General features: G+C 33.6%; 8 protein-coding genes and 4 pseudogenes. 4 read left to right on the top strand and 8 right to left on the bottom strand.

The window, feature by feature from the left end:
* Positions 1–36 precede the first annotated feature (36 nt).
* Positions 37–222, bottom strand: a pseudogene (locus tag AB3X49_RS13675) (IS4 family transposase); the annotation flags it as partial.
* A gap of 182 nt (positions 223–404) precedes the next feature.
* On the opposite strand from AB3X49_RS13675, the pseudogene AB3X49_RS13670 reads away from it, so the two are divergent.
* Both AB3X49_RS13670 and AB3X49_RS13665 read left to right on the top strand, forming a co-directional pair.
* Positions 405–1324: pseudogene (locus AB3X49_RS13670) on the top strand (tyrosine-type recombinase/integrase).
* Positions 1325–1344: 20 nt separating this feature from the next.
* Complete coding sequence (locus AB3X49_RS13665) at positions 1345–1497, top strand: hypothetical protein (protein WP_367962728.1); 153 nt, start codon at positions 1345–1347, stop codon at positions 1495–1497.
* 360 nt (positions 1498–1857) lie between these two features.
* Here the strand turns inward: AB3X49_RS13665 and hfq are convergent, their stop codons facing one another.
* The 7 genes and pseudogenes from hfq to AB3X49_RS13630 form a co-directional block, all read right to left on the bottom strand.
* Positions 1858–2046 carry an RNA chaperone Hfq gene (gene hfq, locus AB3X49_RS13660; protein ID WP_078175272.1) on the bottom strand — a complete coding sequence of 63 codons (189 nt, stop codon included), beginning with the start codon at positions 2044–2046 and terminating at the stop codon, positions 1858–1860.
* A complete protein-coding gene (locus AB3X49_RS13655) occupies positions 2039–2356 on the bottom strand; it encodes a transposase (RefSeq protein WP_367962725.1) in 318 nt (105 codons plus the stop codon). The genes hfq and AB3X49_RS13655 overlap by 8 nt, the downstream gene beginning before the upstream one ends.
* Before the next feature lie 458 nt (positions 2357–2814).
* Positions 2815–3501, bottom strand: coding sequence for an IS6 family transposase (locus AB3X49_RS13650; protein ID WP_367962722.1), 687 nt, complete (start codon positions 3499–3501; stop codon positions 2815–2817).
* Between the two features lie 282 nt (positions 3502–3783).
* Entirely contained in the window at positions 3784–4056 is a 273-nt protein-coding gene (locus AB3X49_RS13645; protein ID WP_367962719.1) for a hypothetical protein, read from the bottom strand.
* A 20-nt stretch (positions 4057–4076) separates the two neighbouring features.
* On the bottom strand, positions 4077–4757 hold the full coding sequence (locus AB3X49_RS13640) for an autotransporter (protein ID WP_367962716.1): 681 nt from the start codon (positions 4755–4757) through the stop codon (positions 4077–4079).
* Positions 4758–4948: 191 nt separating this feature from the next.
* A complete protein-coding gene (locus AB3X49_RS13635) occupies positions 4949–6313 on the bottom strand; it encodes an esterase/lipase family protein (RefSeq protein ID WP_367962713.1) in 1365 nt (454 codons plus the stop codon).
* 1070 nt (positions 6314–7383) lie between these two features.
* A pseudogene (locus AB3X49_RS13630) lies at positions 7384–7554 on the bottom strand (IS6 family transposase); the annotation flags it as partial.
* Here AB3X49_RS13630 and AB3X49_RS13625 point away from each other — a divergent pair.
* Positions 7548–7694: pseudogene (locus AB3X49_RS13625) on the top strand (transposase); the annotation flags it as partial. The pseudogenes AB3X49_RS13630 and AB3X49_RS13625 sit on opposite strands and share 7 nt — an antisense overlap.
* A gap of 311 nt (positions 7695–8005) precedes the next feature.
* Positions 8006–8551, top strand: coding sequence for a hypothetical protein (locus AB3X49_RS13620; RefSeq protein ID WP_367962710.1), 546 nt, complete (start codon positions 8006–8008; stop codon positions 8549–8551).
* Positions 8552–8727 lie beyond the last annotated feature (176 nt).

Genomic DNA, 8727 nt, shown 5'->3' with positions numbered 1-8727 from the left:
CTACAAGAGTATTTTGTACGCAGATCCATGTTTTCTCAAACTTTGCAACAGAACCCGCTGACTTATCCAAATACATATGGTAGCTAATTCATTTCCTGAAAACTTTCGTTTTCTTTTTACAAAACCTAATTCTTTTGCGAGTTCTTCCAAAAGAGAAGGGGTTAAATGACGATACAGCTCTTCAGAAAATAGTTGTAATTCATCTTGAATCGAAAGATTCATAAAAAATGACATCCTTTCTAGCTAGCTTTTTAGAAAGAATAACTGTTTTTGACACTTGGGGGTAGTAAAAACTCTTAAGTTGATGGGCATGTATGGTGACCCCTGATATCGCAAACAGGTCTTTTTTTTATGAGCTATATCATATCTGATATACTAAAAGAAAAAATTAGGATGATATGGGTATGCCAACAAAGGAATTCAAAGACACAGTACAACATTTTTCTTCTTTCTTATTAGATAAAAGAAGAAAACCTTCCACAATTAAACGATATACCTATGATATTGAAGATTTTGGTCAGTGGTTGCAAGCCATTACACAATATATGGACGACACTTAATACAGAGGATTATGAAGAGTATTTTAATGTTTTAAAGAAGCAACGAAATTACTCAGATAAAACGATACATCGTGTTTATATTGTTCTAAGTAGACTTTATCAATATTTAGACCTACCTAATCCAATAGAAGATATGAATCTTATAGTTCAGCCCAATCGTGCGTTACGTGATAAAGATTTTATTTCTAAAACAGAGGAAAAAAGGTTAAAGTACATTTTAACCTCATTAGAAGGATTAACAGAAAAACAACGCTCCGTTCGTCCAGTACTTATGGATCGTAACATTGCTATTGTGCATTTACTTATTAATAATAGATTGTCCTTACAAGAACTTGTAGGTTTACAGATGAAGCACGTCTATTTTGAAAATAACACGATCTCAGTACCAGGAATAGTGGGGATAGAGAGAACTATCGTTTTAACTGAAGATGATAAAAAGATATTATAAAACTATTCCTGAACCTGTTCGTCCCAACTATCATAGTAATGATCCACTATTCGTAGCATTCGATTTTACCCGAAAAACTTATCATTGGTCATATGACAACGATGCTCCCAAGGCTTTAACAGAAATTGCTGTTCAAAAAATGATTCGACTTGCAGTTGAAAGAGCGAATTTACGAAAAGGAATTTCAGCACAACATCTACGGAATACCTTCATTTTACAAATAATTGAAAATGGAGTTTCAGAGGGAGAAATTATAAAACAGGTAGGTTTTAAATCTAAACTTTCGTTAAAAAGATATTATGATTACATCGATTAAAAATAACGGAGGAAGATTATTTGAAAAAGAATAAAGAACAAAATTCATATTATATAAAAGAATATACTTTGCGGGATAAAATTATAAAATCCATTAAAGTGGAACCCTGGCGTTCGTTTAAAGAGGAAATGAAGGTGCTTGGTATTAATGACAGTGACATTTTTCAAATTTAACTGATTGAAAAGCGAGTGTGAATTAAAAACCTTGATAATATCAAATAACCATAAAAAAAGAGTCCTTTATTATTAGGACTCTTTTTTTGAGTTCTAATTGCAAACCCCTTTGTTTATTTTGAATAATATAGCGTTCTTACTTAAAGGGGTATTTTTACATTTAGGGTTAATTAACTATAAGGCTTCACCATACCATTTCGGGAAAATTGTACGTGTAGACATAATTTGGACGCAATTCAAGGTGTTTACTGTACGTTAAGCTTATTAGCCTATTAAATATGGTCTATTCGGTGCTGGAAAGTCGATATTTAATAAAATGTTAAGTGATATTTTCCCTTCAGCAATAGGGAGGAAAAATAATTACTTAATAATTGTGGAGATTGCTTGTTTGTAGACCAGTTGTTGCTTACCATGAACTATCATAAGGACAGTAAATTTATCTGTTGCAAGGATCTGCCCACGTATTGGAACCCCACTCTTTAAAAAGATAGTAATGTCCCCTTTTTTCTCTTTTAATTGTTCATACATATCTTCTTGTAAGTTATACATGGAATGCACCCCCACTTTCTATTTCCCATTCACTTTCTATTTTTCTAAACCATTTTCCTATTTTGCTTACATAGTATTTTTTCACTTCATCATACGGAATCCAAATCTCACGTTCCTGTATTTGATTCATCACTTCATGAAGAATTTCATCATGCTCGTACTTTCTAGGTTTTCTATGATGTGTTCTTACAAACTGTGTATATTCCCTATGTAACCAATTAGAAATATGTTCTTTTTGTTTTTGCCGGAGATGTGACCACTTTTTATTTGTTTGAAGGAGTTTTCCATTTACTTTTATATGGTTTTTCACCAAACTTCATCCCCTTTTACCATCTGAATGCATATATAACTATCATATCACATTTAACTTAAACTACTGCTCTAGTTACATATTTAGCAAAAAATCTATTCAAGATATAAAAAATGTCCATTTTACATGAAGTAGTATCCAAACTAAACAATACATTATCCATTTAGCAGATTAATTGGGCATGGGAGTTAAATGTAGACTATTGTTTGGGTAGTTTGTTTTTTATTAAATATTTCGGTACGTGAAGTTTTATATTCTTTGTTAAAAAAGCCCCCATAGATCTTACACCTATGAGCGCTACCTAAGGGTATTTCGACTCCATTTTATTGTAACAGACTTTCACCATACATGAGAAACATAATTAACCAAAAACTAACGAACATAACAAAAAATTCTTTAAACGATTCTGTTTCAAAGTTGTAGAAAACATAAGCCTGTTTACAAAATATTATTATAGTTTAAGCAGTTCTAAAAAATTGCTGTAATTCTTTGTATGTCGAAAAAGAGAAGTCTGGAATATGACTTCTCTTTTGTTTGTATATAGCATGAATCGTTTCGATTCCTTTCAATGTACGGGAAGCATGGCGAAGACTTTGAAATTCTGCGGATTTAACAAAACGTCTCTTAATATGCCTATGATCTTGTTCGATGAGGTTATTTAGATGCTTAACGGTGCAATGTTTCGTATGCACATAAAAACCGTTATGTTTCAGTTTTTTGAACGCACAAAGTAGAGCAGGAGCCTTGTCTGTTGTGAGAACCGTCGGTTCTCCAAAAGCTTTCACTAATCTTTTCATAAACATATAAGCAGCTTGATGATCTCTTGTTTTACGAAGTTGGATATCCAAGGTATACCCTTCTTGATCAATCGCACGATAAAGATAACGCCATTCTCCCTTGACTTTGATGTAGGTTTCATCTAAATGCCACGCGAAATGTGCTGATTTATTTTTCTTCTTCCAAATTTGATAAATCAAATTACCATATTCATGCACCCAGCGCATGATGGTTGTAGGGTGAACAGAAATCCCTCGCTCTTTCAGGAGTTCAGATACATCGCGAGAACTCAAAGAAAAACGACAATAGTAGCCCACGGATACCAATATAATATCTTTCTTAAACTGTTTTCCTTTAAAGTATCTCATGTATCATTCTCCTCAACACATTTCCCCTACAGCTTAGCTTCATTTGAAAAACTTTGCAACAGAACCGATAGAAGATTGATGAGGAAAATAAATTATGTAGAGAATGTAATCATGCTAAGATTAGAAAGATTATTTTTACGAAATAAAGTCAAAAAATAGAAATATCTTAAACGATAATCATAGTATATAAATTAGTTTTTTTATCCTTGCAACAGAACTCCTGCCACTATGAGTCATGTTATTTTAAATAATATAGGCTCATAGTGGCAGGGGTTAATAATGTTATAAATTTTGATAGTAGTTACAATAAAATGTATTAAGTTTTAAAACAGCTTGTAATACTTTTCTTGGATCATCTTTTTCAAGCATTTGTGTGATGGATAAATAATATAACCTGTCATTTAATTGGTTTGATTTTATAGTCATTCTTAAACCTTTAAGTTCGTTTAACATTAAATGATATCTTTTAGCATCGTCAGGATTACTAGGAATATTTTGTTTTATAATACGCTCACAATCTAGAACTAAACTTATAAATTCATGATGATTTGTCACGTTATCCTCCTAATAATTTTTTATTGTAACCAGTTGTTATCTACCTTATTAATCCAGTATTGCATAGCCCCACCTTCTCTATATTCTTGAACTATACTTGTACTTTCAAGGTATTGAGTTTGAGAAGCTGTAATTCCTTTAAGTATTCTGCTCCCTTCAGGTACCGTGATTTTATATTGTATATTGAGCGGATTCCCCCAAGCTTCTAATACAGCTAACTCATTTCTAGTTTCTTCAATATTTCTTTCTTTATCTCCCCACCAATAACCAAGACCACGTTTTGATTCTGGTTCACCAGCCTTGCTCCTTCTATATAATGTAAGTACCTGATCAATCTCTATAATTTCTATTTTTAATTCCTTAAATGCTAATACATCTGAATTTGTTCCTTTAAAATCGAAATTAGAAAATCCTGAAGAACGTATGACCTCTCTCTTTAAACTTGCTCGTTCCATTATACTCAAATTTAAATTATCTAATTTATCTAGGACCTGATTCATTTCTTTAACTGGCCAATCATTCAAATCACTATTTCTAATATAGCTGATTTTTTCTCCTAGATTAATATTATCATTAAAAATGCTAGTCATTTTCTCAATATTACTTAAATAGCTGTTGTTTTCCTGTGCATATGTAACGGATAAAGGCAGATAAACCATAAATAAAATCAACATAGTCATACTAAAAAAATATTTTCTCATACTTAATTCTGTCTCCTTATATGAATCTATTTTTAACTATTTCAATTCGAAATACAATCTAATTTTCTTGAAAAAATTTCCATACCGATTCTTCTCCTGCAATGACAGAGAATCTACCAATCATTCCTGTATGTAGTTCTTGTAAATATTTTGTATCAAGCAACAGAACCACCCATATTGTATATGATCAATCATTTTCTAATATAGACGGATTTAACAATCGTGCGTGAGAAAGGTTCGCCCGATTTCTTTTTACCAGTTACTTGGATTGTGATATTGTATGTCCCTGGTTCCATTTTACTTGGGAGCGAAAGTGTATATTCATCTAGTGAGCTGGTATCTCTTTTCATCCTTGGTTGTTGTTCTGTTTCAGATCCTTGCTTCATTTTTTGTCTTTCTGGATTGATGATGTTCATACTTACATCCATCGTTTCTAGTTGGTAATTGTCGGGTTGATTCACTTTTATCTTCAGCGGATGTGTATTTGCACCTTCTTGATTGGGTAGATCGAGTGTGAGTGCTGGCGAATCTTTGTATGTGGTAACTAGAAAATAGGCGTCTTTTCTTGGGCTTTGTATTTGAACTTTCCAGTTACCTAGTTCTGATTCTTTCAAGAGAAAGCTTTGCTCTGTAACATCACCTAACAATTCATTCCCTTTGGATAACACATAGTTACTGCTGTTTTTATCATATACTTTTCCTGAAGGAGATTGTAACGTTACAGTTACATCAGGAGATTTCGTCATTACCTGCACAACTGCTTCCTTCTCGTCAATAGGAAGCGATTGTTCCACGACTTTATTCGGTTCTAGCGGACCACCGGCTAAGGATTGATCGTTAGCCGGTAATGATATCGTTGCTTCTCTTTTGGATATCTTCTTATGGAGAGTAGCTACTTTTGGCTTACTAGAAGTAACTGTACGTAAAACAGGTTCCATTAGAGGAAAAGAGACAGAGCCTTTTCGAATACCATCATGGTCTGCATGGATGGTAAAAAGGTGATTTCCGTATGGGAGATACGTACTAGACACATTGACAAGTCCGTCATTATCACCGTGAGCAGATAAGGCGAAACCAGCAAGCCACAAGGCTGTTCCACCAGGCCCCCAGCTTGTCCCAGTTGTCGTATAGTACTCGTTTTTCATCGCATTAGGTAAATGATCCGTCTCCTTACGGAATTTTTCCATTTCCCCTGTTTGCAAGGAAAATGAGCCATCATCTTGCTCTCCTACCAAGTCCGTAATCCAACTTGCATACCAGCTATACGCCATATCAGCCAAGTACGAGCCATAATTCGGTGATCCTAGCATGACGACTTTATTTACGTATGAGTGAGCATCATAATGAATCAATGCTGCCTGTGCATCAACGCCCCCTTTGCTGTGTGAAACAATATTTACCTTCTGCCCATAATGTTGATAGATCTCCTTCAACATCTGTGCGAGCAACTTACCATTATCATATGGACCTGCCGTCTTTTTCCCAGCTGAGTCACATAAATTTACGAATACAGTACGATATCCGGCGTTATAGGCTAATTCGTACATATCATTCATGCCGTGGTACTCCGTTTTGTCCCACCAATCTTTAGCGTGTCTACTTCTTCCCTGCACAAATACAATCGGAGGTTTGGCAAGGTCCACATTGGGTGGGGTGGCACCTAACTCCCAGGTACCCGGTATTTCTATAGAAGGCGCTTGATAAGAACTCATGTCCTTAGGTGAAGGCCATACCGCGATTTCGGAGGCTTGTACTTGATGAATCGGCAAAAGCATCTCGATACACAAGATAACTGAAAAGCATGTTTTTGATAGTTTTAACATGATAGAATAACCCTTTCCTATTTAAGTAATGTAAGATTTTTATGCATTTATCTTAAATCAAATTATGAAAGTATACTAGAATTATTTAAAAATAGTTCTGGTGCAAAGTTATTCGAGCTGAGATAAACTGTAGGAAAATTGAGCTGAAGTGAATAATACATGACATGGTTATGTTGCAAAGTCTAGCTTATTTTCAAAAACTTTTCAACATAACCATATTTTGTCTGATTTTAAGACAATTTTATTCATAGCGTTATAGAGATAAAGTGTTATAGTAATATTTGTAACTTGTAGTTACAAATATTACCCCTACTTTAATATCCTGTAGGTTGTAGGCCCAAAATAGGGCCTCTTCCTATTTAGCTAGATTGATTCTTAATGAACTCCATACATCATTTTGTCTGTTTTCAGGACAAATCTATTCATGTTTTTATAGGGATGAAATGTTATAGTTATAATTGAAGAAAAATCCCTTTTAAATTTCTTGTTTATTTTTTCGTCAGTCCCTTTTACCAAAGCCCTACTTCTAATCTAGGGCTTTGTGTCATTTAGCTAGATTGATTCTTAACGACCTCCATACATCATATTTTGTCTATTTTCAGGACAAATCTATTCGTGTTTTCATATAGATGTAATGTTATAGTTATATTTGCTGGTAAATCTCCAGCAGGTCTATTTTTCTGATTTTTTCAATGGCTGTACCCTTTCCCTTAAGCCCTAGACTCTAATCTAGGGCTTAACTATTTTGGTTCTGTTGCAAAGTTTAAAAAAATAGAGAACGGATTATAAAGTGGCGTTTGGGTTTAAGCAACCGCTACTAATTTTTGTAGTTCATTGTACGCCGAAAAGACGGAGTCTAATTCAAGACTTCGTCTCTGTTTATATATAGCCTGAATTGTTTCAATCCCTTTTATAGTATGAGAAGCATGACGGATACTTTGAAATCCCGAAGATTTGACAAAACGTTGTGTTACCGAAACGCTGGATTGTGGAGCGAACTTTTGCTTGGTTAGAAAATTATCGAAGGCTGTGGAAGAACTGTGAACGAACACTTGAAAATAGTAGACAGAATTGCTTATTGGCACGTGTGGCGATTTTATTAAAAAGATTTTAGACAGGTTCTAAAATATATATTTGTTTTGTTGGAGGACAAATTATTTTTTGAATAACATTTGAATACATTATAAACTCAGAAAGTGATTTAAATGTATTCAAAGAGTTAATTTATACAGGTCCTATATTCGCATTACTTCTAGCAGGTGGGTTAGATGATTTAATCGTTTTATTATCTTAATTCAAAAATGATTTTTTTATACAACAGAAACTATATAACAATTCCAAACAGCATATTTTACGTATGAGGAACATGCAGTTTGTTGAGTAAGTACGAATTAGGTTACTATTATATCAAAGAGGAGATAGCTTATGAAAAAATGGTTCAAGCCGATTATATGTACAGGAATATTAGTAAGTAGCACAGCTATGATAGATGCTACTATTACTGTACACGCCAGTGAATATAATTTTGAGATAACAGAATTCAAAGAAGTTAAACAAATATCATTAGGAACCATAGATACACCAATGTTTATCGAAGGATTTTTTCTTGCTAAAATGCCATCTACTGTTCAAGATTTAGTCAGAATTATAGTAGTGGGCACCGAAAATTATGATGCTGAAACTTTAGGTCTGCGATATATTGAGCTCCCTACTAAAATTGCAATGCTTCCTACAGGTGAACGATCGAAATGGCATTTGAAAATTAGTACGAGGACACAAACTATAGATACAACCAAAGAAGGAGATGCTATAACTACAAAATTTAAAGTAAATGTTAAATGTGAATTTTATAATGAAAAAAATGAATTAAAAGAAACCAGTGAAAAGTGCTATTTTTATGAAAAAGTTAAATATGAAAATGAAATTGGAAAAAAGTATAGGCTTATGAATGCAATGCGCATTAGTGGTTAAACGGGGTTTTGCTGCAAAGTTTGAAACATCATAAAGATCATACTTTAGCGGACTCGTGCGTTCGCTACACGTTTCTAGTTCCTCACGAATGATCTCGAATTTTTCATGGCTGATATCACTTTGACCTGGTCAAGAAAAACTGGAACATGAAATAGATTACGCAATGGATTTTGAAT

This window comes from Bacillus sp. C30 (assembly GCF_040838255.1).
GTDB lineage: Bacteria > Bacillota > Bacilli > Bacillales > Bacillaceae_G > Bacillus_A > Bacillus_A mycoides.
This window is presented reverse-complemented; position numbering and strand designations above follow the sequence as displayed.

What these genes read in the sequence shown, in the direction of transcription:
- hfq (WP_078175272.1), bottom strand. Translation starts at nt 2,046, where the DNA reads ATGTATAACTTACAAGAAGATATGTATGAACAATTAAAAGAGAAAAAA.
- AB3X49_RS13650 (WP_367962722.1), bottom strand. Translation starts at nt 3,501, where the DNA reads ATGAGATACTTTAAAGGAAAACAGTTTAAGAAAGATATTATATTGGTA.
- AB3X49_RS13640 (WP_367962716.1), bottom strand. Translation starts at nt 4,757, where the DNA reads ATGAGAAAATATTTTTTTAGTATGACTATGTTGATTTTATTTATGGTT.
- AB3X49_RS13635 (WP_367962713.1), bottom strand. Translation starts at nt 6,313, where the DNA reads ATGAATGATATGTACGAATTAGCCTATAACGCCGGATATCGTACTGTA.
- AB3X49_RS13620 (WP_367962710.1), top strand. Translation starts at nt 8,006, where the DNA reads ATGAAAAAATGGTTCAAGCCGATTATATGTACAGGAATATTAGTAAGT.